This is a genomic window from Leclercia sp. S52 (assembly GCF_039727615.1).
In the GTDB taxonomy this organism is placed as follows: domain Bacteria; phylum Pseudomonadota; class Gammaproteobacteria; order Enterobacterales; family Enterobacteriaceae; genus Enterobacter; species Enterobacter adecarboxylatus_B.
This window is the reverse complement of the sequence record NZ_CP152474.1, coordinates 1557107-1582550: the sequence shown is the minus strand read 5'-3', so window position 1 is coordinate 1582550 and position 25444 is coordinate 1557107. Positions and strand designations below refer to the sequence as shown.

The window sequence follows — 25444 nt, the reverse complement described above, 5'->3', positions numbered from 1 at the left end:
TGCTGAAATAAAGATCTGGCAACAAGACCGGAATTTATTATGTCATCCATCGCAGAGTCATCTTATCCACATCAGCCGCAACCCAAATCGGGCTGGCAGCTGTTTCAACGTCTGGCCTCCGGGACATTAACCCCAGGACTTGCCTGGCGCAACCCGGCCTACCGCCGCAAGTTTATGCTGCGATCGCTGATGACGCCATTCAGCACCGCCCGCCTGCTGTCAAACCTGGCACAACAGCCGCAGCTGCTGCAGCTGCTGCAGGTTCAGCCAGGTCTGCCCTGCCGCCTGCATCGCCCGTGGCTGTCCGTTGCCATCAACCGCCAGCAAACCCTGCAGGCGCTGAGCTGGCACTATCAGACCATGCAGCGCCAGCTTCCGGCCGCGCTGATGAACGGCTATCTCTCCCGGGAAGGGGTGACGTTACTGACTCTGACCGGTAAAGACGACCAGCAGTTTACCCTGCGCCTGTGCGCCGATGCGTTTCTGGATAAAGAGGGGGGAAGCCACGCTGGCGTTTTGCGATGCTGAGCAGACGGTGCTGGCGGAGATAACCTTCACGCTGTGTCAGATTAACGGTACCGCGTCGCTGTTTATCGGCGGGATGCAGGGGGCCAAAGCCTTTGTGCCGCACGAGGCGATCCAGAGCGCCACCAAAGCCTGTCATGGTCTGTTCCCGAAGCGCCTGCTGGTAGAGGCCGCCATGACGCTGGGCAGCGCCCTGGCCGTGGAGCAGATCGTGGCGGTCAGCAACAGCACCCATATTTACCGCAGCTGGCGCTATCGCAAGAAAAAAGAGGGGAAACTGCTGGCCGATTACGACGGCTTCTGGCTGTCGCTCGGCGGCGAGCGCACCGACGAGGGCAACTTCCGTCTGCCGCTGGTCATGCCACGCAAACCGATGGAGGAGATCGCCAGCAAAAAGCGCGCCGAGTACCGCCGCCGCTTTGCCCTGCTGGACAGCCTGATTGAGCAGGTCAACCAGGCAACCCGCCGTTAATCGGCTCTCCCGCGCGCCAGCCACAGCACGCGGGAGAACATTTTCCGCAACAGGGTCGGTACGGCCTCAACCCCGCGCCGCCCGGCCTCCATCGCTACTTCAATCGCCAGATCGGGCTTCGACGAGCGGTGAATGGCTTTCACGATCACCCGCCGCATGTTCATCGGAATATCGTCAGGCACCATCGCCACCCGGTGAAAGACGTCCGAGAAGCCCTGACGGTACATGAAGTGCTCCATATCCATGGCGGGCAGCGCCGTCAGGTGCTCGCGCTCCTCTTCCCGGTCGTTGTTGATCAGCCCGCGCACGGTGGCAGCATATTTCTTGCCCGCCTCGTCGCCGTCTACCAGCACGTGCCACTCGATGCCCATCCGCCGGGCAAATTTGATCAGCGGTTTTAAGCCGGACTGGGCAAACTCAATCACCTTGATCCCTTCGGCATCGAAGTGGTGGCCGCACTGGCGGGCCAGCTCGTTAATCACCCAGGTTTCGGTCTCCCCTTCCACCAGCAGCCAGCAGCGGGCGAACAGGGAGGAGGCGCGATTAAAGCGAATATGGAAGGCGATCCGGCGGCTGTCTTCGGCGTTCATTCCCCCCCGGCCCGAGGCGAAAGGCCGTGACGCGCGACGATTCGCGCACCAGGCGACAGACGTGCTCCACCGGGGTTAATGACAGCAGTTCGCCGGAGTTGGTGGTGGTGATGCGCTGCAAAGGCAACAGATTCAGCAGGTGCCACGCCACCGAGAGCATAATCGGGTGCAGGCGCGTCTCGGGATCTTCCACCAGCAGCAGCGGGCGAGCATCCCGGTCGAGCCGGACGGTGCCTTTGGCCTGCAGCAGCGTCGAGAAGAGCCCCAGCAGGATCACCCGGTGCGAACGGCCGCCGGGCTTGTCGATCATCCGGTTGATAATGTCGAGATAGCGCCAGCTGCGCTGCTCATCGTGGGACCGTCGCCGCATCAGCCGGTTGCGGACCGGCGAGGTGCCCTGCTCGGTAAAGTAGTGCTCCAGCAGCTGCACCATCGCCGACAATCCCTGGCGGATCTGGCCGTCGGTTAAGTTTTGCGGACGGGCCACCAGCTCGCGCGCCAGATAATCCAGCTCGCGGGCGGTGACTTCCACGTCGGGCATATTGGGCACGGTGCCGTTGCGGATCCGGCGCATAAAGCGGGCGTCGCGCAGGCGCAGCACCGGCATCAGGCGTACCAGATGGCGCGCCCGCTCGTCGATATCCGCCAGCGGCAGAGGGTTGCCGTCGTTATCGAGAAAACCGCGCAGCGTCAGCACGCTATCGTCTTCTGCCAGCTCGCCCTCCAGACGATAAAAGATGCGCTGGTAGTCGTCCTGACACGGCACCCAGCAGTCGGCCAGGGGGGCGGTAGCGACGGACGCGATGACGGCCCGGCTCGGATTCGCGGAAGGTGAGAATGATATGCAGATGGTGCTCGCGCCCCAGCAGATCCCCGGGCGGGAACCAGAAGTCCTCCCGGACAAAGTGGTACAGGTCCGATTCAGGAGAGAGCAGCAGCGTCAGGGCGTCCAGCAGGCTGGATTTACCCCAGGCGTTTTCCCCGATCAGCACGTTATTGTGCTCAAGCATCAGCGACAGACGGTTAATGCCGCGGAACCCCACGATTTCCACACGTTCAAGCAACATGTACCCTCCGGGAGAGATAAACTTTTTCCTTTAAGTTATCAGGAGTATAGCGCTGGTGGCGAGGAGAGAGTACCCGGATGTGCGTCGGGTAAAGCTATTTGGCATACGAGAGGGTAAAAAAGGAGAGCAGGCTCTCCTTGTCAGACGGGCATTTAGTTATTTTTTAGAGAACAGGTCAGAGATACCGCCCAGGAGGCCCTGAAAAAGCGTTACGGAGACTTCCACAACCATTCCGATACCCCGGCCGAGCACTTCGCCAGCGGCGGTAGCGGCCGTGTTACCCTTATGGGCTGCGTCGATAATGCTACCGATGCCTTTGCCCAGCAGCGCTGCCGCGTCGGCAATATTGCCTGCGCCAGTAACAGAGGCCTGCTCTACGGTGTTTAATTCACGCATGTTGATAATCCTTATCCTGATAGTTAATAGAAGAATGCGTTATTTGGCACGATTAAAACTGAAAAATAGGTTAATTATATTTTTCGGGCAAATACTATTTCTTAACATTTATGCCTGTCAATGGCGCGCCAATTATTCGGAATTTAACCCGAGTTTATTTTCTATGAATTAAGATTATTCATTATCGTTACGTACTTAAATTAACTTTCTGTCGCGCTAAGACCAGGTTATATTGCGCCCCGCAGCAAATCATAGTCCGTTATCATTGTTCCAAATCAATTTTACCGGACTTATTCCTCTGGTGAAGGCATTACGCCCTATATAAAATATGGCCGTTTTCCGTTTTGCCCTCCTCCTTTGGGACAAGAAAACACTGCGCGCGGGAACAAGCGCAGAATATTAATATTATGAGGTGGTTATGTTCAGAAAGTTAGCAGCTGAATGTTTTGGTACATTCTGGTTGGTATTTGGTGGCTGCGGTAGCGCAGTGTTGGCGGCAGGTTTTCCGGAATTAGGGATTGGTTTTGTCGGGGTTTCCCTGGCCTTCGGTTTAACGGTATTAACCATGGCTTATGCCGTGGGGCATATTTCCGGTGGGCATTTTAACCCGGCGGTCACATTAGGTCTGTGGGCGGGCGGGCGTTTTCCGGCGAAAGATATTCTTGGCTATATTATTGCCCAGGTGATTGGTGGGATTATTGCTGCCGCTATTCTGTATGTCATTGCCAGCGGTAAAGCGGGCTTTGACGCTGCGGCCAGCGGTTTTGCTTCAAACGGTTTTGGCGAACACTCCCCGGGTGGGTTCTCCATGCTGTCTGCCATCGTGATTGAAATCGTGCTGACGGCCGGTTTCCTGCTGGTGATCCACGGCGCGACCGACAAACACGCTCCGGCCGGTTTTGCGCCGATTGCGATTGGCCTGGCGCTGACCCTGATCCACCTGATCAGCATCCCGGTGACCAACACCTCGGTTAACCCGGCGCGCAGCACCGCGGTCGCCATCTTCCAGGGCGGCTGGGCGCTGGAGCAGCTGTGGCTGTTCTGGGTGATGCCGATTGTCGGCGGTATCCTTGGCGGCGTGCTGTATCGCACCCTGCTTGAGAAACGCGATTAAGATTGTGCGCGTTGTGGTGCCGGGTGGCGGCTTCGCCTTACCCGGCCTACGAAATGCCAAACCGTAGGCCGGGCAAGCGTCAGCGCCACCCGGCATTAAACCGCCCCCCCCCATTTTCCACCTTTACTGAACAGCCTGAATTGGGTAGTGTCACAGCGCCACTCATATAAAGGACCGGTTGTTCATGTTTTCAGGACTCTTAATCATTCTGATCCCGCTGATCGTGGGTTATCTCATTCCTCTTCGTCAGCTGTCAGCGTTAAAACTGATCAATCGTTTACTGAGCTGGATTGTCTACGTCATTCTGTTTTTTATGGGCATCAGCCTCGCCTTCCTCGATAATCTGGCGACCAACCTGCTCTCGATCCTGCATTACTCGGTCATTACGATGGCGGTTATTTTGCTATGCAATATCGCGGCCCTGTTCTGGCTGGAACGCGTTATTCCGTGGAAAAACCACCACCATCAGGAAAAATTACCCTCGCGTATTGCCATGGCGCTGGAGTCACTGAAATTATGCGGCGTAGTGGTGCTCGGTTTTCTGCTGGGGCTGACCGGGTTCGCCTTTTTACAGCACGCCACCGAAGCCAGCGAATATACCCTGATCTTCCTGCTTTTCCTGATTGGTATTCAGCTGCGCAATAACGGCATGACCCTGAAACAGATCGTGCTCAATCGTCGCGGCATGATGGTCGCCGTCGTCGTGGTGGGCAGTTCGCTGGTGGGCGGGGTGATTAACGCCTTTATTCTCGGTCTGCCGCTTAATACCGCCCTGGCGATGGCCTCCGGTTTTGGCTGGTATTCCCTGTCCGGCATTCTGTTAACCGAATCTTTTGGCCCGGTGATTGGTAGCGCCGCCTTCTTTAACGATCTGGGCCGCGAGCTGATTGCCATTATGCTGATCCCGGGCCTGGTGCGTCGCAGTCGATCCACGGCGCTGGGCCTGTGCGGCGCCACCTCGATGGACTTTACCCTGCCGGTGCTGCAACGCTCGGGCGGGCTGGAGATGGTCCCTGCCGCCATTGTCCACGGCTTTATCTTAAGCCTGCTGGTGCCAATCATGATGGCCTTCTTCTCCGCCTGATACTTCTTTGGCGGTAGCCAGCTACCGCCAAAATTGCGCTAAATCAATAACCCTCTCGTTTGTAGCAGAAAGCCCTTTTCTCCGTATCGCCACAGGCATAATCTTAAACATGTATATCAAATATAACTTTAACAGGTGTGATTATGTTTTGTGTGCAATGTGAACAAACCATCCGTACCCCAGCTGGCAACGGCTGCTCTTACGCACAGGGCATGTGCGGTAAAACCGCCGAAACCTCCGATCTGCAGGATCTGCTGATTGCCGCCCTGCAGGGTTTATCCGCCTGGGCGGTGAAGGCCCGGGAATATGGCATTATCGACCACTACGTTGATAACTTCGCCCCGCGCGCGTTTTTCTCTACCCTGACCAACGTTAACTTCGATTCGCCACGCATTGTCGGCTACGCCCGCGAAGCTATTGCCCTGCGTGACGCCCTGAAAGCACAGGCCCTGAACGTTGATGCCAGTGCCCACGTTGATAACCCAATGGCCGAACTGCAACTGGTCAGCGACGATCTCGGCGACCTGCAGCGTCAGGCGGCAGAATTTACCCCGAACAAAGACAAAGCGGCGATTGGCGAGAACATCCTCGGCCTGCGTCTGCTGTGCCTGTACGGCCTGAAAGGTGCCGCGGCCTATATGGAACACGCGCACGTTCTGGATCAGTACGACAACGACATTTACGCCCAGTACCATAAAATCATGGCGTGGCTGGGAACCTGGCCTTCCGACATGAACGCCCTGCTGGAGTGTTCCATGGAAATCGGCCAGATGAACTTCAAAGTGATGAGCATCCTGGACGCGGGTGAAACCACTAAATACGGCCACCCGACGCCAACTCAGGTCAACGTTAAAGCGACCGAAGGCAAGTGCATCCTGATCTCCGGTCACGACCTGAAAGATCTCTACAACCTGCTGGAGCAGACCGACGGCACCGGCGTGAACGTCTACACCCACGGTGAGATGCTGCCTGCCCACGGCTACCCTGAGCTGCGCAAATTCAAACATCTGATCGGGAACTATGGCAGCGGCTGGCAGAACCAGCAGGTCGAATTCGCCCGCTTCCCGGGCCCAATCGTGATGACCTCTAACTGCATCATCGACCCTACCGTTGGCGCTTACGACGATCGTATCTGGACCCGCAGCATCGTCGGCTGGCCGGGCGTGAGCCACCTGGAAGGTGACGATTTTGGTCCGGTGATTGCCCAGGCGCAGCAGATGGCGGGCTTCCCGTACAGCGAAATTCCTCACCTGATCACCGTTGGTTTTGGCCGTCAGACCCTGCTGGGCGCGGCGGATTCCCTGATTGACCTGGTGAGCCGCGAAAAACTGCGTCACATCTTCCTGGTTGGCGGCTGTGACGGCGCACGTGGGGAACGTAACTACTTCACCGATTTCGCCACCAGCGTGCCGGACGACTGCCTGATCCTGACCCTGGCCTGCGGTAAGTACCGTTTCAACAAGCTGGAGTTCGGGGATATCGAAGGCCTGCCGCGTCTGATCGATGCCGGTCAGTGTAACGACGCCTACTCGGCGATTATCCTGGCGGTAACCCTGGCAGAAAAACTGGGCTGTGGCGTGAACGACCTGCCGCTGTCGCTGGTGCTCTCCTGGTTCGAACAGAAAGCGATTGTGATCCTGCTGACACTGCTGTCGCTGGGCGTGAAAAACATCGTCACCGGCCCGACCGCGCCAGGCTTCTTTACGCCGGATCTGCTGGCCGTCCTCAATGAGAAGTTTGGTCTGCGTTCCGTGACCACCGTTGAAGAAGACATGAAGCAACTGCTGAGCGCGTAAGGAGTTAACGAATGACAATGCCAACCCATCAGTGCCCATGGCGGATGCAGGTTCATCACATCCATCAGGAAACACCGGATGTCTGGACGATTTCGCTGCTGTGCCACGACTATTATCCGTACCGTGCCGGGCAGTATGCGCTGGTCAGCGTGCGTAACTCAGCCCAGACGCTGCGGGCGTACACGATCTCCTCAACGCCGGGTATCAGCGAGTACATTACGCTGACCATCCGCCGCATTGATGAGGGGGCAGGCTCTCAGTGGTTGACGCACGACGTGAAGCGTGGGGATTACATCTGGCTCTCCGACGCGCAGGGTGATTTTACCTGTGACGATAAGCCGGAAGATAAATTCCTGCTGCTGGCCGCCGGCTGCGGCGTGACGCCGGTGATGTCGATGCGTCGCTGGCTGGCGAAGCACCGCCCGCAGGCCGACGTGGAGGTGATCTTCAGCGTGCGCTCGCCGCAGGATGTGATCTTCGCGGACGAATGGCGTAACTACCCGGTCACCCTGGTGGCCGAAACCAACGCCACCGAGGGTTTTGTTGCCGGTCGTCTGACCCGCGAGCTGCTGCAGCGCGTGCCGGATCTGGCCTCACGCACCGTGATGACCTGTGGTCCGGCGCCCTATATGGACATCGTTGAAGAAGAGGTGAAGGCTCTCGGCGTGACCCGCTTCTTTAAAGAGCAGTTCTTTACTCCGGTCGCGGAAGCTGCCACCAGCGGACTGAAGTTCACCAAACTGCAGCCGGCGCAGACCTTCTTTGGCCGCGTGGGCAGCACGCTGCTGGAAGCGCTGGAGAGCAATAACGTGCCGGTGGTGGCCGCCTGCCGTGCAGGCGTCTGCGGCTGCTGTAAAACGAAGGTGGTGGACGGGAACTATACCGTCTCCAGCACCATGACGCTGACGGATGCCGAAGTGGCGGAAGGCTACGTGCTGGCCTGCTCCTGTCATCCGCAGGGGGATCTGGTGCTGGCCTGATGAAAAGCCCGGTGGCGCTGCGCTTACCGGGCCTACAACGTCCGTGCGTTAATGCAACATAAGGCAATGAACCGTAGGCCGGGCAAACGCAGTGCCGCCCGGCGTTACTTCCAGACGGGATCGTTTACTACCGCGTACCGCCCCGCCCCTAAAAATGCCACGGCCAGCGCGCCAACGAAGAAGTAGACCAGACTCTCAATCGCCCACGCCCCGACCGCATCCAGCGCGAAGGTTTTACCGGTGCCCACCATCAGCCACGCCACCACCATGGTAAAGGCCAGCACCAGCGCCGCCGGACGGGTAAGAATACCGAGGATAATCAGGATCGGGGCCACCACTTCGCCAATCAACACGCCGTAAGCAATAAAGGCCGGTAGCCCCTTCGCCACCAGCATGCCGGCAATACCCCCCACTCCGTCGATGGCCTTATGCATGCCGTGAAACAGCATTAAGCCCCCCACCGCCAGACGCAGCAACAGCTTGCCAGCATCGTCACTCGTTAGCGTTTTATTAACAGCCATTAACAATGATTTAACCATTTGAATTTACTCCTCTTTTTATTGGATACCTCACCACAATATGACGAAATGTTGCACATTGAAAGCAACGATTAATCAGGGGGGTTTAAACAGGCAGGGCGGTCAGTTTCATCTAAGCTTGAAAGCGTTATCACATTCAGGAGACGGACTACCATGAAACAAACCGTGGCGAACTACATCGCGAAAATGCTGGAACAGGCCGGAGTGAAACGGATCTGGGGTGTCACCGGGGATTCCCTCAACGGCCTGAGCGACAGCCTGAACCGGATGGGCACCATTGAGTGGATGCCCACCCGTCATGAGGAGGTCGCCGCGTTCGCCGCCGGGGCCGAGGCCCAGCTCACCGGGGAACTGGCGGTGTGCGCCGGATCCTGCGGGCCGGGCAACCTGCACCTGATCAACGGCCTGTTTGATTGTCATCGTAACAACGTCCCGGTGCTGGCCATCGCGGCGCATATTCCGTCGAGTGAAATCGGCAGCGGCTATTTTCAGGAGACGCACCCGCAGGAGCTGTTCCGGGAGTGCAGCCACTACTGTGAGCTGGTCTCCTCGCCGGAGCAGATCCCGCAGGTGCTGGCCCTGGCCCTGCGCAACGCCATCTTAAAGCGCGGCGTCTCGGTGATTGTGCTGCCCGGCGACGTGGCCCTGCAGGCGGCCCCGGAAAGTGCCAGCAACCACTGGTATCCGGCCCCCCTGCCGGTGGTCACCCCCGCCCATGCCGAACTGAAAAAGCTGGCGCAGCTGCTGCGCTACTCCAGCAACATCGCCCTGATGTGCGGCAGCGGCTGCGCCGGGGCCCATGACGAGCTGGTGGAATTTGCCGGCATGCTCAAGGCGCCGATCGTTCACGCCCTGCGCGGTAAAGAGCACGTGGAGTACGATAACCCCTATGACGTGGGGATGACCGGGCTGATCGGCTTCTCGTCCGGGTTCCACACCATGATGAACGCCGATACCCTGGTGCTGCTCGGCACCCGCTTCCCCTATCGCGCCTTCTACCCTACCGACGCGAAGATTATCCAGATCGACATCAACCCGGCCAGCATTGGGGCGCACAGCAAGGTGGATATGGCGCTGGTGGGCGACATCAAGGCCACCCTCGCCGCGCTGATGCCGCTACTGGAGGAGAAAACCGATCGTAAGTTTCTTGATAAAGCGCTCAGTGACTATCGTGACGCACGTAAAGGGCTGGATGACAAGGCGAAACCCAGCGACAAAGCGCTGCACCCGCAGTATCTGGCGCAGCAGATCAGCCACTACGCCGATGAGGATGCCATCTTTACCTGCGACGTGGGGACGCCTACCGTCTGGGCGGCACGCTACCTGAAGATGAACGGCAAGCGCCGTCTGATTGGCTCGTTTAACCACGGCTCGATGGCTAACGCCATGCCGCAGGCGCTGGGGGCCAAAGCCACCGCGCCGGAGCGGCAGGTAGTGGCGATGTGCGGCGACGGCGGCTTCAGCATGCTGATGGGCGACTTCCTCTCGGTGGCGCAGATGAAGCTGCCGATTAAAATCATCGTCTTTAACAACAGCGTGCTGGGCTTTGTGGCGATGGAGATGAAGGCCGGGGGCTATCTGACCGACGGCACCGAGCTGCACGACACCAACTTCGCTGCCATCGCCGAAGCCTGCGGTATCACCGGCATCCGCGTGGAGAAAGCCTCCGAGGTGGACGATGCCCTACAGCGCGCCTTCTCCACCGAGGGTCCGGTGCTGGTGGACGTGGTGGTCGCCAAAGACGAGCTGGCGATCCCACCGCAGATCAAACTTGAGCAGGCCAAGGGCTTTAGCCTGTATATGCTGCGCGCCATCATCAGCGGTCGCGGTGACGAAGTTCTGGAGCTAGCCAAAACCAACTGGCTCAGGTAAAACAATCGGCATCGCCTTTAAAATAATAAGGAAATGCCATGATTGATTTACGCAGTGATACTGTCACCCGTCCGACGCAGGCCATGCTCAGGGAGATGCTGGCCGCGCCGGTCGGGGACGACGTCTACGGTGACGACCCGACCGTTAACGAACTTCAGCGCTATGCCGCCGAACTGAGCGGCCACGAGGCCGCTCTTTTCCTGCCAACCGGCACCCAGGCCAACCTGGTGGCCCTGCTCAGCCACTGCGAACGCGGCGAAGAGTATATCGTCGGCCAGGGGGGCGCATAACTATCTCTACGAAGCCGGTGGCGCAGCGGTGCTCGGCAGCATTCAGCCGCAGCCGATCGATGCCGCATCTGACGGCTCCCTGCCGCTGGACAAAGTTGCCGCCAAAATCAAAGCCGACGACATCCACTTCGCCCGTACCAAACTCCTCAGCCTCGAAAATACCCATAACGGCAAAGTGCTGCCGCGTGAGTACCTGAAAGCGGCGTGGGAGTTTACCCGCGAGCGCAAGCTGGGGCTGCACGTCGACGGCGCGCGCATCTTTAACGCCGTGGTGGAGTATGGCTGCGAGCTGAAAGAGATTACGCAATATTGCGACTCGTTCACCATTTGCCTCTCGAAAGGGCTGGGCACGCCGGTGGGCTCCCTGCTGGTGGGCAATGCCGACTACATCAGGCGCGCCAACCGTTGGCGTAAAATGACCGGCGGCGGCATGCGCCAGGCCGGATTCCTTGCCGCAGCGGGTCTGTACGCCCTGAAAAATAACGTTGCCCGTCTGAAGGACGATCACGACAACGCGGCGTGGATGGCGACGCAGCTGCGCGAGATCGGCGCAGATGTGATGCGTCACGACACCAACATGCTGTTCATCCGCGTCGGGGAGGACAACGCCGCGGCGCTGGGTGAGTTTATGAAGGCGCGCGGCGTGCTGATCAACGCTTCGCCGGTGGTGCGTCTGGTGATGCATCTCGACGTCAACCGCGAGCAGCTTGCCGAGGTGGTTGCCCATTGGCAGGCGTTTTTGCAGCGCTAAGGAGCGAACGTGCCGCAACGTATTCTGGTGCTGGGTGCCAGCGGGTATATCGGCCAACATCTGGTGGCCGCCCTCAGCGCGCGCGGGCATCAGGTACGGGCTGCGGCACGCAACGTTGAGCGCCTGCAAAAGCAGAGCCTGCCCAACGTGACCTGTCATGCTATCGATCTCAACTGGCCGCAGGATCTGGCGGCCCTGCTTGAGGGGGTGGATACTCTCTACTATCTGGTGCACAGCATGGGCGAAGGCGGTAACTTTATCGCCCACGAGCGTCAGGTGGCGATGAACGTGCGCGATCTGCTGCTGGAGCACCCGGTCAAACAGATCATTTTCCTCAGTTCACTACAGGCACCCGAGCATGAGCAGTCCGATCACCTGCGCGCCCGGCAGCTGACCGCTGAAACGCTGCGCAGCGCCGGGATCCCGCTCACCGAGCTGCGGGCCGGGATCATCGTCGGGGCGGGCTCTGCCGCCTTCGAGGTGATGCGCGACATGGTCTATAACCTGCCGGTGCTGACTCCGCCACGCTGGGTGCGCTCCCGCACCACCCCGATTGCGCTGGAGAACCTGCTGCATTATCTGGTGGAGCTGCTCAATCACCCGGCCACAGAGCACCGGGTGCTGGAGGCCGCCGGGCCCGAGGTGCTGAGCTATCAGCAGCAGTTCGAACACTTTATGGCGGTGAGCGGCCGTCGTCGTCCGCTGATCCCCATCCCCTTCCCGACCCGCTGGATTTCGGTGTGGTTTTTAAACGTCATCACCTCCGTGCCGCCGACCACCGCCAAAGCTTTAATCCAGGGGCTGAAGCACGATCTGCTGGCCGACGACCGGGAACTGCGGGCGCTGATCCCGCAGGACTTAATCCGCTTCGATGACGCGGTGCGCAACACCCTGAAAGAAGAGGAGAAGCTGGTAAACTCCAGCGACTGGGGCTACGACGCGCAGGCCTTCGCCCGCTGGCGACCGGAGTACGGCTACTACCCGAAACAGGCCGGCTGTACGGTAAAAACTGCCGCCAGCCTGAGCGCCTTGTGGGAAGTGGTAAATCAGCTCGGCGGCAAAGAGGGCTACTTCTTTGGTAATGCCCTGTGGCAGACCCGGGCGATGATGGATCTGCTGGTCGGCCACAGGCTGGCGAAAGGCCGCCCGGCGGCGCCGTACCTGCAAACCGGCGATGCGGTCGACAGCTGGAAGGTGATTATCGTCGAACCGGAGAAGCAGCTGGCGCTGCTGTTTGGCATGAAAGCTCCGGGCCTCGGGCGGTTGTGCTTTACTCTCAAGGACAAAGGCGACCACCGGGAGCTGGACGTCCGTGCCTGGTGGCACCCGCACGGCATGCCGGGTCTGTTCTACTGGCTGCTGATGATCCCGGCGCACCTGTTTATCTTCCGGGGAATGGCCCGGCGTATTGCACTTCTGGCAGAACAAAAGTCAGAAAAAGTCTGATTAAAACTCCGAATCTTTCACGTTTCCCATTGCATACAGGCGTAATTCACGGAAGAATGCGCACGAAATTCTTTTCAAAACAGTGGATCGATATGAAGGTACTGGTTACCGGCGCCACCAGCGGCTTAGGCCGCAATGCGGTGGAGTTTTTGCGCAATAAAGGCATCAGCGTCCGGGCCACCGGTCGCAATGAAGCGATGGGTAAATTGCTGCAAAAAATGGGCGCAGAATTTGTCCATGCCGACCTGACGGAACTGGTCTCTTCCCAGGCAAAGGTGATGTTGGCCGGGATCGATACGCTGTGGCACTGCTCCAGCTTTACCTCGCCCTGGGGCACCCAGGAAGCCTTCGATCTGGCGAACGTGCGCGCCACCCGCCGTCTGGGCGAGTGGGCCGTGGCCTGGGGAGTGCGCAACTTTGTCCATCTCTCGTCCCCGTCGCTCTATTTCGACTATCACCACCATCGCGATATCCAGGAGGATTTCCGTCCGGCGCGCTACGCCTGCGAATTTGCCCGCAGCAAGGCCGCCAGCGAACAGGTGATCGATCTGCTGGCGCAGTCCAACCCGCATACCCGCTTTACCATCCTGCGTCCGCAGAGCCTGTTTGGCCCGCACGACAAAGTGTTTATTCCGCGCCTGGCGCAGATGATGCACCACTACGGCAGCGTGCTGCTGCCGCGCGGCGGGGATGCGCTGGTGGACATGACCTATTTCGATAACGCCATTCACGCCATGTGGCTGGCCAGCCAGAGCGAGTGCGACAGTCTGCCGTCGGGCCGGGCGTATAACATCACCAACGGCGAACCACGCTCCCTGCGCAGCATTGTGCAGAAGCTGATCGATGAGCTGAATATTGAGTGCCGGATCCGCTCGGTGCCCTACCCGATGCTGGACATCATTGCCCGCAGCATGGAGCGGCTGGGTAACAAGGCGGCTAAAGAGCCTGCCCTGACCCACTACGGGGTGTCGAAACTGAACTTTGACTTTACCCTCGATACGCAACGCGCCGAGAGCGAGTTGGGCTATAAGCCGCTGGTGACGCTGGATGAAGGCATTGAGCGCACCGCCGCCTGGCTGCGGGATCACGGTAAGCTGCCCCGCTGATTAACGCCTGCTGCGGGATTTGAGCTGCTGATATTTGTGCCACACCTTGCGGGCGTAGAGCATCCGCTGCGGGTAGTTCTCTTTTTTTAATCCGGCGTTATAGGCCCCCACCGCCTCCCAGTTGTAACCGTAGACCCGGATCATCCCCGACAGGATCGAGGCCCCGACCATAATCGAGGTGCAGGGCTCGGCGATCAGGCGATACTCGTCGATCCCCGCGCGCTGCAGTTCGGCAAAATGGATGCTGTTGATTTGCATCAGCCCGACATCCCGGGTGCCGTCGTGGTTCCAGCCTACCGCATAGGGATTCATTCCCGACTCGACGTTAGCAATGGCATACAGCAGATAAGGATCGACGTGATAGCGCTGCCCGGCGCTGTCCCAGCAGTTTGCCAGCGCGCTCTGACTGAGCAGCAACAGCAGAAGAAGTACGCGTTTCATTTTCATACCCGCCAGACGCAAAAAAGACGGGGGCTGAGCCCCCGTCATATCCGGTGCGGAAGATTATTTACAATCTGGTGCCGCGCCCACTTTCACCCAGACGTCGTTCTGGCCTGGTTTGTCACCTTTGGTCCACCATTTGGCACGGTACTCGTTGCCTTCGAAGGTGGTGGTGTCGCCGCCGTTGTAGACCATGGTCGGCATCCAGCCCATTTTCACGTTGCTTACCAGCTCCCAGGCATCCACGCCGAAGCCCGGCTGATTGCCCTGAGTCCAGTACTTCGCTTTCCAGACCAGGTTATCGAAGCTGACGGTGTTGCCGCTGGTGTAAACCTTGCTGCTGCTCCACGCCGGGTAGTTGCTGGCGTTAGCATCAACCGGGGTGCTGTCACAGCTGCCGTTATCGGTCGCCTCATCCGCAGGTGGGGTCACCTCGTCGGCCGGTGGCGTCACCTCATCGGCGGGCTCCTGCGCTTTTGGCGTCACGGTCACCTGGACGTTAGCCTGCACGGCGGTTTTACCGTCGCTCACCACCACGCTCAGGGTATAAGCGGTATCGCTACTTACGTCCGGGGCGGTAATGCTCAGGTTGGCGGTGTCGGTGCCGGTGGCGTTCATGTCACCCGGTACGCTCCAGGCGTAGGTCAGGGCATCCCCATCCGGATCCGCAGCCTGGGCATGCAGCGTCAGAGGCTGACCCGCTTCAACCGAGACCGGCGCCATAGTGTTGATTACCGGGGCCTGGTTGGCTTTCGGCGCTTTGTTCACCACCTGCACGTCGGCGGTGCTGCTCAGCCCTTTGCTGTCGGTCACGGTCAGACGGAAGGCCAGAGTCTGGTCATTCGCCAACGCCGCCACGCTGAAGCTGGCTTTCGCGCTGTTGCTGTTGGTCAGGGTGACCGATGGGCCGGCGATCTGGGTCCATTTGTAGGTCAGGGTATCGCCGTCCTGGTCGCTGGACGCGGAGCCATCAAGCGTGACGCTCGCCGGGCCGGTGACCGTCAGGTCGCTGGCGGAGGCCGCCGGCGCATGGTTGGTCACCGCCGGTACGTCAGACGAGGAGCCGCTCAGCAGGCTTTCGTTCATCGCATTCAGGATGTCGCCGTTATCGGATTCCAGTGACCAGGCAAACAGGCCGCCGAGGTTTTTGTTCAGCACGAATTTGCCTTTCGCCTCGACGGAACGGGCGTCGTCATAGGTGATCAGGGTGCCGCTGGCCTTGTTGAACAGGTATGGCGCTTCCGCGGTGGCGTCATATTTGTACTCCCAGCCCGCTTTGCCTTTGTATTTGTTGACGATATCGCGGTAATCGACGATGCCAGCCTCCCAGGAGCCCGGGATCGCACCGGTGGCGGTGCCGGTGAACGGATTGTCGCCGGTGTAGCCGTGAACGCCGGTCCAGCCGCGACCGTACATCGCCGCGCCGACCACGATTTTGCCCGGCTGGACGCCCTGGGCCAGCATCGCGTTAACGCTGCCTTCAGTGGTCACGCTGTCCGGTTTCCAGGTCGGGGCGTGCAGCGCGGTCTGGTGGCCGAGGTCGGTCATGCTCCAGGAGCCGTAGAAGTCGTAGCTCATCAGGAAGATGTAGTCCATGTACTTCTGCGCCGCGTTGTAGTCCACGTTGGCGATTTTCGAGGTGCCTGCGCCAATAGCGGAGGTCAGCTCATAGGTGCGGCCGGTCTGGGCGGAGAGCTCGTTGAGCATCGCGCGCAGATCGCGCATCAGCAGGGTGTAGGTCTCTTTGTCCACCTGCGGGTTGCCCAGCGCCGGGTTCTCACCGCCGCCGCCCGGGAACTCCCAGTCGATGTCCACGCCGTCATAGAATTTCCAGGTTTGCAGGAACTCTTTCACCGAGGAGACAAAGCGGGCGCGGATGGCGCTGTCGTGCATCTGGAAGAACGGATCGGAGAGGGTCCAGCCGCCAATGGATGGCAGAATTTTCAGGCCCGGATGCGCTTTTTTCAGCGCCATCATCTGGCCGTAGGTGCCTTTGTAGGCGTCGTCGTAGTTCGAGACGCCGGCCTGTGGCATCTGCAGCGCCGCCCACGGGTCGTGGATCGCCAGGGTGTAATCCGGACGGCCCTGGCAGGCTTTCTTCAGCGCTTCCAGCGCATTACCGGCGCTGGCGTTGATGTTGTCGCCGCACATCGGAATGAAGCCATAAATAATGTGGTTCACGTTATCCGCAGGAATTTGATCGATGTTGAACTTACGGTCGTAGACACCCCATTCCGGATAATACGCTGCCACCACTTTATCCGAATGCTGGGCGAAGGATTTGTTGTTTTCCTTCATGGTCGTGTTCAGCGGCAGCAGGTGGCTTCCGTCGGTATCGGCCACGATGATCAGCTTGCTGTCGCTGGTGCTGCAGCCGCTGGCGTTACACAGCTGGACCTGCTCCTGATAGCGACCGCCTTTTTTCACCTTGAAGGTGGCTTTGCCGGAGGCGCTGCCCGCGCCGCTCCAGACTTCCTGACCGTCCAGCAGAACTTTGGCTGATGTCGGGACATCACCGCTGTACACGTTCCACTCTACGGTCACGTCAGCACCGTCCTTGACCTTGATCAGCGAGTTATACGCCTGCGCTGACTGATCCACCTCAACAATGGCAAATTTGTCATTTCCGCTACTCAGCGACGGTTTACCCGGCACCGCTGCAAATACCGGGCTGACCGCCGCAGCGACAAATAAAGCCAGATATTTAGGCTGCATGATTTTCATTATTCATTCCTGTCGATATACGTGAACTTAAATAGACCATGCGATCCATTCGTCATGGTAAAAGGGTTAATTAACCCGCAGTTACGATATCGTTCGCCGCGCTATTTTTCGCCTCTTCACTTTTATGAAAAAAACTCAGGAAAAACTTGACCGGCAAATTAAAAAGTGAAAAACGCGTGCTGCAGAATAAATATCACCAGCCCGGAAAACGCCAGAAAAGGGCCGAACGGAATAACGTTGTCATTCTCCTGATGCCGGAAGCAGACCGCCCAGCCGAGAATACCGCCCAGCGCCGCCAGCAGCAGGATCGAGGGTAATGCCTGCCAGCCGCACCAGGCCCCGAGCGCCGCCAGCAGCTTAAAGTCACCGTAGCCCAGCCCTTTCCGGCCGGTGACCAACCGGTGCCCCTGATAGACCAGCCACAGCGCCAGATAGCCCGCCACCGCGCCATACAACGCATCGGTAAGCGGCAGCAGGTGGGTATGCAGGTTCAACAGCAGCCCCGCCCACAGCAGCGGCTGGGTCAGGCAGTCCGGCAGCAGCCGCTCTCGCAGGTCGATTATCGCCAGCGGCAGCAGGGCGCACCACAGCAGCCACAGGGCCAGCAGGACCGGTAAGGCGGGTATCAGCCAGGCGCTGAAGGCGAAAAAGAGCGCGCTCAGCAGCTCCACCATCAGCACCCGCAGGGGGATCGGCGCGCGGCAGCAGCGACAGCGTCCGCGCAGCATCAGCCAGCTCACCAGCGGGATGTTCTCCCACCAGCGCAGCCGGTGCTGGCACGCCGGGCAGTGCGACGGCGGGTACAGCAGGTTCCCGGCCCCCTCCTCTTCACGCATCCATCCCGGCAGGCGTTCCACCGCCACGCCAAGAAAACTGCCGAGGATCGCCCCCAGCATGCCGCTGGCAGCAAACAACCCGGGGCTCATCATGCGCGTTTTTTCCAGCTCAGCTGGATATCCGCTTTCACGTCGCTGAGGTGATCCACCGGCGTCAGGTTCATCCTCTCCAGCTGCACGCCGGTGGCGAGATTCATCTCCCGCAGCCAGTTTTTCAGCACATAGACGTTCACCCGGTTAATGGCAAAGGTCAGGGATTGTCCGTCCTGATGCACGTCGCTGAGCGTCAGGTTGATCTCATGGGCGCTGTTTTCCACCGCGCTGCGTGGATTATTGGTTTTCAACTGCTGAACCTGTAGATGATTTTTGGCAATTTCGTCGCGCATCCAGCGCAACGTCTCCTGTTGTCGGTTCAGCGTCGACTGGCTGCGACCGATCATCGTGTCCAGCGGCACCATGCCGCCATAATACACCGCCGCACAGCAGAGGGCCGCCGCGCCAACCTTTATCAGGTTGCGCTCGCGAGCGCTGTACTGCTGATAGCGATTTTTTAACTGCGCTATTTTTGTTTTCATTTATATTTCCCTGTCACCATCGCGGTATAAGGTGCCACCGTGGAAATAGGCTGTAAGGCAAAGGCAAAATTAGCGCTCGCCTGCTGCACAAATTCCTGCAGCTGCTGCGGGTTTTGTGCTTTTACGCTGAGCGTCATATTATTTTGCGCGTTGTCGTATTCGATACCCTCTATTTCCATCCCCGGCACGCGGCGTTTAATTTGCTCCAGCGCATCCAGCTGCTGGAAGAAACCTTTCTTCTGCTTTTTAATATTCTGACCAAAATGGTATTTGATGTTGCTCTGCTGGCGCAGGCTGGGGAAATGGTGCTGATAGAGCTGCACGATCTCCTGCTGGAGCTGGTTCTCCTCCTGCACCAGCATCCACGCCGTGGCGGCACGCGGTCCGGTCAGCAACCCGACGCACAGCAGCGCCATCAGCGCGGTGGCGAGGCGGATCTTTTTCGCCGCGCCGCTGTCTGCCACCCGCAGGTCAAACTCACCGTGCAGCAGGTTCACCCGGCATTTTTCCCAGCGCGGCTGGATCAATGCCAGCGGATGCTGCCACGGCAGGGTTTCACTGCATGCCACCCCGGCCGGGGCCTCACCGTAGCAGACGATCTCCCCGGCGGTTTTCGCCAGCAGCAGCGGCAGCATGGCGGCTTCTACCTGGCAGGCACCGCCCTCGGCGAAGCGCAGCCAGACCTGCTCCTCCAGCGGCACCAGCGTGCTGCTGTTTGCCTCGCCCGGCAGCAGCCAGGCATCCGGCAGCACCTGAACCACCTTCAGCCCGGCGTCATGGAAGCGCGCCAGCCACTGATGCAGGCGCGGGGCGTCGATGGCCACCGCATCCACCTCGCGTCCGGCTTTGCCCAGCACCGTCCAGTGGAGGGTATCGACATCGCCGATCAGCGTCTCTTCCGCCATCCACGAGAAGGGGATGCTCTGCGTCGAGAGCGTCTTTTTCGCCAGCGTGAAGTGGCGGAAGATCATCTCGCTTGCCGGTAACAGCAGACAGACGCGGGACGCCAGCGGATGAGTTGCCAGCTCGCTGAGCGCCTGATATCCGTTTAACGCCATCACCTGCTGACTGCCCGATTCGCACCACCATACTTTTGCGTCCTCGCGACTATCGGGACGCACAAAAATTACCTGTTTCATAGACTCAGACTTTTGTTATTCAATCATTCGGTAACGGCGCTGCCAGGTTCTGACCTCGCCCGCTTCGCGCTCTGCCCGCAGCTGGCTGACCACGCGCAGGGTCAACTCGTCGGTATTGCCGGTATAGTCCACGCGGAAAAAGCGGCTGTTGACGTCGAGCAGATCGGCGGCCTGCTTCAGATCGTCTTTCAGCTGCGGGGCGTTACGCTCCAGCTGCTCGCTGAACGCCTTAACGCTCTCCCAGCCGTCGTCCGGGCGGGATTCAATCACCCGCTTCGCCTCTTCTTCAGTCAGCTTGCCGGGGAACAGCGCCGCCAGCAGGCCCGCCTGCTGCGGCGTCAGGGTGTTGACATCCACCCGGCTGGCGGTGGTCGGCAGGGCGCAGAACAGCGTGCTCACCTTCGGCCAGGCCGCCGCCGGAAACGCGGGCAGCAGCTTTAGTTCGTTCAGACTGAGCATCATCCGGTTCGCCGGCAGGCGCGCGTGCTGGAGCCCGGCCCAGGCGTCATCCTCCTGACCCGCTCTGGCGGTGGTGGTGTCCTCATCGAGGTAATCCACCAGCTGGAGGTAAATCTCTTCTGCCGTGAGGGTGCTGACGCCGCTGTCGGTCAGCAGCTGCTCAACGATCTGCTGCTGGCGCGGCTTTTCCGTCACCGCAGGCGCGGGCGTCTGTTCCTTCCCGGCGGAGGCCGGCACCGCCAGCAGGTTATTGACGTTAAAGCAGTCCTGAGCGTCCTCCACCTGGCTGACCACCGTATAGAACTCGCCCTGGGTCTCCAGCGGCTCATGCCACTCGCCTTTCAGGGTCAGGACGCTCTCCTCGCCGCTGATGGCGGCCAGCAGTCGCTGTTTGACCGCCTCTTCCTGACGCTGCATCGCCCAGCGCAGCTGCTGCTGGCTCACCTGGTAGTGGGTTTTCTGCAAATTGCGGCAGAACTGCTGGCTGATTTTGGCCGCCAGGGCCGACATCATCACCAGCAGGATCAGCACCACCAGCAGGGCCACCCCCTGCTGTTTACGCACCCGGCTCATGGCTGTGCCTCCGCGGCGGGCGGGATCTCTGGAGAGGCCGACGCATCTGGCGGCGTCTCTGCCGGGACATCTGTCGGTTTATCCGCCGTCGGCTCTGCCGGTTTTGCCGCTTCCGGCGGCAGCTCGCCCGGCGTCGTAAAGACCCAGCGCCAGCGATCTCCGTTCTCCATGGTGAGCGTCAGCTCCACGCCGTCCGGCTGGGCGTCGCTGTCGTTCCATGCGTTTTGCCAGCCCCCCTGCCAGAATCGCCACTGCACGGCTTTCACCTCGTGAACGATCGGCACCTCGTCCGGTTTGCTGTTGGCCGGGCCGTCCAGGGTCGGCCAGACGTCGCGCCACAGGCGGCCGCCCTCCAGCCGCCAGCGCACGCGCTCCAGCTGGAGCTGACCGCTGACGCCGTTGAGAGTGGTCATCTCCAGAGCGTTGTTTTTCAGGCGAAATGCCCCCGTACCGTTACGCGGCGCGCGCCCCTGGAGCTGAAAAAATCGCGCTCCAGCAGGCTCCAGGCACGCTGCAGCTGGTTGAGCTTCGCCGCGCTGGCATCGGTGGCGGAGCTGGTGCGCATCGCGCCGTCCAGAATTTGCCAGGCCAGAGTGCTGATCACCGCGAAGATGGTCAGCGCAATCATGATCTCCAGCAGGGTGAACCCCTGCTGGCGCCTTGTCTGTTTCACTTGTTCTCTCCTGGCGGGATGATATCCAGGGTAATCACCGGCTGGCTGTCGTCGCCGTCGGCCCAGACGCGGATCTCATCCACCAGGCCGTGTTCGGTGGTTTTCACCCGCTGCTTGCGCCAGGTCCAGCTGCGCCCGCCCTGGGTTTCGTTCCCCTCTTCTTCGCTATCGGGGAAGTCGCTCTGCATCAGCTGCGCTTCCGCCAGCTGGTTTTCCGCTACCCAGCTGGCCTGTAACGTATCCGCCAGCCCGTAGGTAAAGCGCACGTTCAGCGACACCGAGTTCATCAGCGCCAGCGCGGCGGTGGAGAAGATCACCAGGGCGACCATCACCTCCAGCAGCGTCATGCCCTGTTGCTTTGCCTTAGCCATCGTTCTCTACCGTTACCGGGGCTGCGCCCCGGGAGACCACGCGGAAGACATGCTGTTTGTCGTCACTTTGCAGCGACAGGGTGAAGCGGCTGATTTCGCCATCCGGCAAAAAGAGGATCTGCGGATCGGCATCCGGCGTGGCTGCCAGCCGCTGGGGTGACAGCGAAACGTGCATCGCCTCCGGGAAATCACCGCGGGTAGTAATTCGCCCGGCGGATAAAGGCACCCAGCCGCGTTTGCCGTTTTTCTCTTCGAAGGTCACCAGCTGATAACGATCGGGAGTTATCGTCAGGCCAATAATATTGCCGTCCATCACCGCGCGATCGGATCCATATTCCACAAGGGCTTTTAACTGCTGGCCAAATATATCCGCGCCGCTGCGCGACGGAATGGTCGACACCACCATCATCGCGCAGCTGGCAAATATCACCAGCGCGAGAATAATTTCCAGCAGGGTAAAGCCGCGTTGCTTACTCATTATTTTTTTCGCGAGCGACCAGTTAGTAATATCGTCGGCGGTATTGGCTTCGCCGTCCGGACCGGCAGAGAAGACATCAATCGCGCCGTGTTCGCCAGGGCTGACCAGCAGATAGTCGTTGCCCCACGGATCCTGCGGCAGGCGGCGGATATAGCCGTCGGCGCGGTAGCCGTTCGGGATGGGCGCGATTTCCGGTTTGCTGACCAGCGCCTGCAGGCCCTGCTCGGTGGTCGGGTAGCGGTGGTTATCGAGCTTATACATATCCAGCGAGCCTTCGAGCGCAACAATATCGCTGGTGGCTTTCTGGCTATCGGCTTTCTTTTTATTGCCCATTAAATTCGGCACCACCATGCTGGCCAGCACCCCGAGAATAACAATCACCACCATTAATTCGAGCAAAGTGAAGCCCGCCTGACGGGTCAGGTTTTTACGTTTCATCGCCATGATTAACCTACCATGTTATTAAGTTGCAGAAGCGGCTGTAATATTGACAGCACAATAAACAGAACAATGGTTGCCATCGACACCACCAGCGCCGGTTCAAATACCGACAGCGTTAAGGTAATGCGATGCTGTAATGCTGATTCCTGGTTTTCCGCCGCGCGGTCCATTAAATTGCCTAATTCCCCGCTCTCTTCGCCGGAGGCGATCATATACAGCATGGTGGGCGGGAATAATTTCGCCTGATCCAGCGCGTTATACAAAGACGCCCCCTGACGCACGGTATCGGCCGCCTGCTCCAGCACCTGCCGGGCATAAAGGTTTTCGATACCGTCCATCGCGATATACATCCCCTCCAGCAGCGGCACGCTGCTGGCCTGTAAAATACTCAGGGTGCGGATATAGCGGGCGCTGTTGATGGCGCAGACCAGCTTTTTAATCGGGGCGTTGTTCACCAGCCAGCTGTGCCACAGAAAACGGTTTTTGCTGTTTCGCAGCCAGGTTTTGAAGCCGATAAAGGCCCCGGCGAGGCTGCCAGCGATATAAATGCCGTATGCCTGCAGGAAATCGCTCACCGCAATCAGGGTGCGGGTGGTGATCGGCAGCTGCTGCTTCATATGGGTGAACTGCTCGATCACCTGCGGCACCACCGCCACCAGCAAAATACTGATCACCGCGATGGCCACCACCGTCAGGGTGATCGGGTAGACCATCGCCTGGGTGAGCTTGCTTTTCATCTTCTGACGCTGCTCGTTGTATTCCGCCAACTTCTCCAGCACGTCGCCGAGGTGGCCGGTTTTCTCCCCGGCCATCACCAGGGTGCAGTAGAGCTTGTCGAAGGTGCGGGGAAACTGGCTGAAGGCGTCAAACAGCGTATGCCCTTCCACCACTTTTTCGCGGATCTCCACCACCATCGCCGCCAGCTTTTTGTCTTCCGTCTGTTTCGAGATCGCCTTCAGGGCGCTCTCCAGCGGCAGCGCGGCGTTGACAAGGGTCGAGAGCTGCCGGGTAAACATCGACAGCACCGGCGTCGAGAGCTTCGCCCCGGCTGCCGCTTTACCGGCAGCCGCCTTCTCGCGGGTTTCGGTGATGCTGACCGGGATCAGCTTTTGATCGCGCAGCATCTGGCGAACCTGCTTTTGCCCTTCGGCCTGCAGCGTCCCGCGCCGGGTTTTGCCCGCCGCGTCGGTCGCTGTCCATGCGTAGAAGGCCATTACTCGTCTCCTCCACGCTCGGCGGTCACGCGCATCACCTCTTCCAGCGAGGTGACACCGCTGATGACTTTCAGCAGGCCGTTCTCCCGCAGGCTGTAGGCCTGTTTGAAGAGCTGGGTTTCGATGGACATCTCATCTTTGTCTTCATGAATGGCGCGACGCATGGTGCTGTCCACTACCAGAAATTCATGAATGCCCGCCCGCCCCTGATAGCCGCTCTGACGACAGTGCTCGCAGCCCACCGCGCGATAGATCGCCTTCGGCGGAGTCTCCATAAAGCTGAACAGCGCCTTTTCATTGTCGTCCAGCGGACTGGTGGTCCGGCAGTGGCTACACAGCCGACGCACCAGACGCTGGGCAATGACACCGAGCAACGATGATCCGATTAAAAAGGACTCCAGCCCCATATCGCGCAGACGGGTAATGGCCCCGGCGGCGCTGTTGGTGTGCAGGGTGGACATCACCAGGTGACCGGTCAGCGACGCCTGGACCGCGATTTGCGCGGTTTCGCCGTCACGGATCTCACCGATCATCACCACGTCCGGATCCTGGCGCAGAATGGCGCGCAGCCCGCGGGCAAAGGTCATGTCCACGCGCGGATTCACCTGGGTCTGCCCGACCCCTTCCAGCTCATATTCAATCGGATCTTCGACGGTCAGAATATTGCGCTCGTGGCCGTTCAGCGCCGACAGGATGGCGTACAGGGTGGTACTTTTCCCGGAGCCGGTCGGCCCGGTAACCAGGATGATGCCGTGCGGGCGGTCGATCAGCCCTTTTAATTTCTCCAGCTCTTCATCAATCAGGCCGAGCTTGTTGATATCCGGCTTGAGATTGCTTTTATCCAGCAGACGCATCACCACCCGCTCGCCATACTGCGACGGAATGGTGGAGACACGCACGTCGATGGCCTTGCGGCCAATGCGCAGGGAGATACGCCCATCCTGCGGGAGACGTTTCTCGGCGATATCCAGCTTTGACATCACCTTAATGCGCGACACCAGCAGCGGCGCGAGCTTGCGCGCCGGTTGCAATACCGGGCGCAGTACGCCATCGACGCGAAAACGGATGCTCAGGGTGCGCTCAAAGGTTTCAATATGAATATCCGAGGCACCGTCCTTTACCGCTTCGCCCAGAATGGCATTGATCAGGCGGATCACCGGCGAGTTTTCGTCGTTATCCAGCAGATCCTCGTTATCGGGGATCTCCTCGGTTAACGCCATCAGGTCGATGTCGGCGTCCATATCGTCCACCAGCTGCTGGGAGACGCCGCTGTTCTGCTGCCAGATCTTCGCCAGCATCTCGTCAAAGGCCTCGGCCGTCAGGATCGTCGGGATGAAGGATCGCCCCAGCACCCGGCGCATCTCCAGCAGGGCAAACGCCGGGGCGTCATCACGCACCCAGACCTGATCCTGCCAGAAGAGGATCCCGTGGGTTTTGGCGTAGTTGCTGGTGCATAACTCTTGACTCAGTCCGTCCATGTTGCGCCTCGCCC

At 59.7% G+C, this 25444-nt stretch carries 19 protein-coding genes and 5 pseudogenes; 9 read left to right on the top strand and 15 right to left on the bottom strand.

What is annotated here, in order from left to right; genetic code table 11:
- The first annotated feature begins 39 nt into the window (after positions 1–39).
- A pseudogene (locus tag AAHB66_RS07505) lies at positions 40–997 on the top strand (VirK/YbjX family protein).
- On the opposite strand, the pseudogene AAHB66_RS07500 reads toward AAHB66_RS07505, so the two are convergent.
- Positions 994–2654: pseudogene (locus tag AAHB66_RS07500) on the bottom strand (ATP-dependent endonuclease). The pseudogenes AAHB66_RS07505 and AAHB66_RS07500 overlap by 4 nt on opposite strands.
- Positions 2655–2810: 156 nt before the next feature.
- A complete protein-coding gene (locus tag AAHB66_RS07495; protein WP_347115733.1) occupies positions 2811–3050 on the bottom strand; it encodes a hypothetical protein in 240 nt (79 codons plus the stop codon).
- Positions 3051–3468: 418 nt separating this feature from the next.
- Here AAHB66_RS07495 and aqpZ point away from each other — a divergent pair, with 418 nt between their 5' ends.
- The 4 genes from aqpZ to hcr all read left to right on the top strand — a co-directional run bounded on the left by aqpZ (position 3469) and on the right by hcr (position 8024).
- Positions 3469–4164, top strand: a complete 696-nt coding sequence (gene aqpZ / locus AAHB66_RS07490; protein ID WP_142488888.1) for an aquaporin Z — start codon at positions 3469–3471, stop codon at positions 4162–4164.
- 184 nt (positions 4165–4348) lie between these two features.
- A complete protein-coding gene (locus tag AAHB66_RS07485; protein WP_347115732.1) occupies positions 4349–5248 on the top strand; it encodes a lysine exporter LysO family protein in 900 nt (299 codons plus the stop codon).
- A 143-nt stretch (positions 5249–5391) separates the two neighbouring features.
- Positions 5392–7044: a hydroxylamine reductase gene (gene hcp / locus AAHB66_RS07480; RefSeq protein ID WP_347115731.1), complete on the top strand. Its 1653-nt coding sequence runs from the start codon at positions 5392–5394 to the stop codon at positions 7042–7044.
- Positions 7045–7055: 11 nt separating this feature from the next.
- Positions 7056–8024 carry an NADH oxidoreductase gene (gene hcr / locus AAHB66_RS07475; protein WP_347115730.1) on the top strand — a complete coding sequence of 323 codons (969 nt, stop codon included), beginning with the start codon at positions 7056–7058 and terminating at the stop codon, positions 8022–8024.
- Between the two features lie 104 nt (positions 8025–8128).
- Here the strand turns inward: hcr and AAHB66_RS07470 are convergent, their stop codons facing one another.
- Entirely contained in the window at positions 8129–8563 is a 435-nt protein-coding gene (locus AAHB66_RS07470; protein ID WP_347115729.1) for a DoxX family protein, read from the bottom strand.
- A 153-nt stretch (positions 8564–8716) separates the two neighbouring features.
- Here AAHB66_RS07470 and poxB point away from each other — a divergent pair, with 153 nt between their 5' ends.
- From poxB to AAHB66_RS07450, 4 genes and pseudogenes are all read left to right on the top strand, one after another.
- The gene (poxB, locus tag AAHB66_RS07465) at positions 8717–10435 is read left to right on the top strand and encodes a ubiquinone-dependent pyruvate dehydrogenase (protein WP_347115728.1); all 1719 of its coding nucleotides are present in this window, start codon (positions 8717–8719) and stop codon (positions 10433–10435) included.
- Between the two features lie 38 nt (positions 10436–10473).
- Positions 10474–11476 (top strand): annotated as a pseudogene (gene ltaE / locus AAHB66_RS07460) (low-specificity L-threonine aldolase).
- A gap of 9 nt (positions 11477–11485) precedes the next feature.
- Positions 11486–12922: a DUF2867 domain-containing protein gene (locus AAHB66_RS07455; RefSeq protein ID WP_347115727.1), complete on the top strand. Its 1437-nt coding sequence runs from the start codon at positions 11486–11488 to the stop codon at positions 12920–12922.
- A 92-nt stretch (positions 12923–13014) separates the two neighbouring features.
- Positions 13015–14028: an NAD(P)-dependent oxidoreductase gene (locus tag AAHB66_RS07450; RefSeq protein WP_347115726.1), complete on the top strand. Its 1014-nt coding sequence runs from the start codon at positions 13015–13017 to the stop codon at positions 14026–14028.
- Here AAHB66_RS07450 and iagB read toward each other — a convergent pair whose 3' ends face one another.
- The 12 genes and pseudogenes from iagB to gspE form a co-directional block, all read right to left on the bottom strand.
- On the bottom strand, positions 14029–14469 hold the full coding sequence (gene iagB, locus AAHB66_RS07445; RefSeq protein WP_347115725.1) for a type III secretion system invasion protein IagB: 441 nt from the start codon (positions 14467–14469) through the stop codon (positions 14029–14031).
- Positions 14470–14532: 63 nt separating this feature from the next.
- Entirely contained in the window at positions 14533–17193 is a 2661-nt protein-coding gene (locus tag AAHB66_RS07440) for a glycosyl hydrolase family 18 protein (RefSeq protein WP_347115723.1), read from the bottom strand.
- A 158-nt stretch (positions 17194–17351) separates the two neighbouring features.
- Positions 17352–18122 (bottom strand): prepilin peptidase, encoded by a 771-nt coding sequence (locus AAHB66_RS07435; protein ID WP_347115722.1) that lies wholly within the window; start codon positions 18120–18122, stop codon positions 17352–17354.
- The gene (locus AAHB66_RS07430; protein ID WP_347115721.1) at positions 18119–18604 is read right to left on the bottom strand and encodes a type II secretion system protein M; all 486 of its coding nucleotides are present in this window, start codon (positions 18602–18604) and stop codon (positions 18119–18121) included. The genes AAHB66_RS07435 and AAHB66_RS07430 overlap by 4 nt, the downstream gene beginning before the upstream one ends.
- Positions 18601–19743, bottom strand: a complete 1143-nt coding sequence (gene gspL / locus AAHB66_RS07425; protein ID WP_347115720.1) for a type II secretion system protein GspL — start codon at positions 19741–19743, stop codon at positions 18601–18603. Before gspL ends, AAHB66_RS07430 begins: the two co-directional genes overlap by 4 nt.
- Before the next feature lie 15 nt (positions 19744–19758).
- The gene (gspK, locus tag AAHB66_RS07420) at positions 19759–20775 is read right to left on the bottom strand and encodes a type II secretion system minor pseudopilin GspK (RefSeq protein WP_347115719.1); all 1017 of its coding nucleotides are present in this window, start codon (positions 20773–20775) and stop codon (positions 19759–19761) included.
- A pseudogene (locus AAHB66_RS07415) lies at positions 20772–21448 on the bottom strand (type II secretion system protein GspJ). The gene gspK and the pseudogene AAHB66_RS07415 overlap by 4 nt, the downstream one beginning before the upstream one ends.
- Complete coding sequence (gspI, locus tag AAHB66_RS07410; protein WP_347115718.1) at positions 21445–21819, bottom strand: type II secretion system minor pseudopilin GspI; 375 nt, start codon at positions 21817–21819, stop codon at positions 21445–21447. Before gspI ends, AAHB66_RS07415 begins: the two are co-directional and overlap by 4 nt.
- Positions 21812–22297, bottom strand: a complete 486-nt coding sequence (gene gspH, locus AAHB66_RS07405) for a type II secretion system minor pseudopilin GspH (protein ID WP_347116441.1) — start codon at positions 22295–22297, stop codon at positions 21812–21814. The genes gspI and gspH overlap by 8 nt, the downstream gene beginning before the upstream one ends.
- A gap of 3 nt (positions 22298–22300) precedes the next feature.
- Positions 22301–22741 (bottom strand): annotated as a pseudogene (gene gspG / locus AAHB66_RS07400) (type II secretion system major pseudopilin GspG); the annotation flags it as partial.
- A 2-nt stretch (positions 22742–22743) separates the two neighbouring features.
- The gene (gene gspF / locus AAHB66_RS07395; RefSeq protein ID WP_347115717.1) at positions 22744–23952 is read right to left on the bottom strand and encodes a type II secretion system inner membrane protein GspF; all 1209 of its coding nucleotides are present in this window, start codon (positions 23950–23952) and stop codon (positions 22744–22746) included.
- Positions 23952–25430, bottom strand: coding sequence for a type II secretion system ATPase GspE (gspE, locus tag AAHB66_RS07390; protein WP_347115715.1), 1479 nt, complete (start codon positions 25428–25430; stop codon positions 23952–23954). Before gspE ends, gspF begins: the two co-directional genes overlap by 1 nt.
- Positions 25431–25444 lie beyond the last annotated feature (14 nt).

Excerpts from the sequence above, each read along its gene's own strand:
- AAHB66_RS07495 (WP_347115733.1), bottom strand. The coding sequence starts at position 3,050 with ATGCGTGAATTAAACACCGTAGAGCAGGCCTCTGTTACTGGCGCAGGC.
- aqpZ (WP_142488888.1), top strand. The coding sequence starts at position 3,469 with ATGTTCAGAAAGTTAGCAGCTGAATGTTTTGGTACATTCTGGTTGGTA.
- AAHB66_RS07485 (WP_347115732.1), top strand. The coding sequence starts at position 4,349 with ATGTTTTCAGGACTCTTAATCATTCTGATCCCGCTGATCGTGGGTTAT.
- hcp (WP_347115731.1), top strand. The coding sequence starts at position 5,392 with ATGTTTTGTGTGCAATGTGAACAAACCATCCGTACCCCAGCTGGCAAC.
- hcr (WP_347115730.1), top strand. The coding sequence starts at position 7,056 with ATGACAATGCCAACCCATCAGTGCCCATGGCGGATGCAGGTTCATCAC.
- AAHB66_RS07470 (WP_347115729.1), bottom strand. The coding sequence starts at position 8,563 with ATGGTTAAATCATTGTTAATGGCTGTTAATAAAACGCTAACGAGTGAC.
- poxB (WP_347115728.1), top strand. The coding sequence starts at position 8,717 with ATGAAACAAACCGTGGCGAACTACATCGCGAAAATGCTGGAACAGGCC.
- AAHB66_RS07450 (WP_347115726.1), top strand. The coding sequence starts at position 13,015 with ATGAAGGTACTGGTTACCGGCGCCACCAGCGGCTTAGGCCGCAATGCG.
- iagB (WP_347115725.1), bottom strand. The coding sequence starts at position 14,469 with ATGAAACGCGTACTTCTTCTGCTGTTGCTGCTCAGTCAGAGCGCGCTG.
- AAHB66_RS07440 (WP_347115723.1), bottom strand. The coding sequence starts at position 17,193 with ATGAAAATCATGCAGCCTAAATATCTGGCTTTATTTGTCGCTGCGGCG.
- AAHB66_RS07435 (WP_347115722.1), bottom strand. The coding sequence starts at position 18,122 with ATGATGAGCCCCGGGTTGTTTGCTGCCAGCGGCATGCTGGGGGCGATC.
- AAHB66_RS07430 (WP_347115721.1), bottom strand. The coding sequence starts at position 18,604 with ATGAAAACAAAAATAGCGCAGTTAAAAAATCGCTATCAGCAGTACAGC.
- gspL (WP_347115720.1), bottom strand. The coding sequence starts at position 19,743 with ATGAAACAGGTAATTTTTGTGCGTCCCGATAGTCGCGAGGACGCAAAA.
- gspK (WP_347115719.1), bottom strand. The coding sequence starts at position 20,775 with ATGAGCCGGGTGCGTAAACAGCAGGGGGTGGCCCTGCTGGTGGTGCTG.
- gspI (WP_347115718.1), bottom strand. The coding sequence starts at position 21,819 with ATGGCTAAGGCAAAGCAACAGGGCATGACGCTGCTGGAGGTGATGGTC.
- gspH (WP_347116441.1), bottom strand. The coding sequence starts at position 22,297 with ATGAGTAAGCAACGCGGCTTTACCCTGCTGGAAATTATTCTCGCGCTG.
- gspF (WP_347115717.1), bottom strand. The coding sequence starts at position 23,952 with ATGGCCTTCTACGCATGGACAGCGACCGACGCGGCGGGCAAAACCCGG.
- gspE (WP_347115715.1), bottom strand. The coding sequence starts at position 25,430 with ATGGACGGACTGAGTCAAGAGTTATGCACCAGCAACTACGCCAAAACC.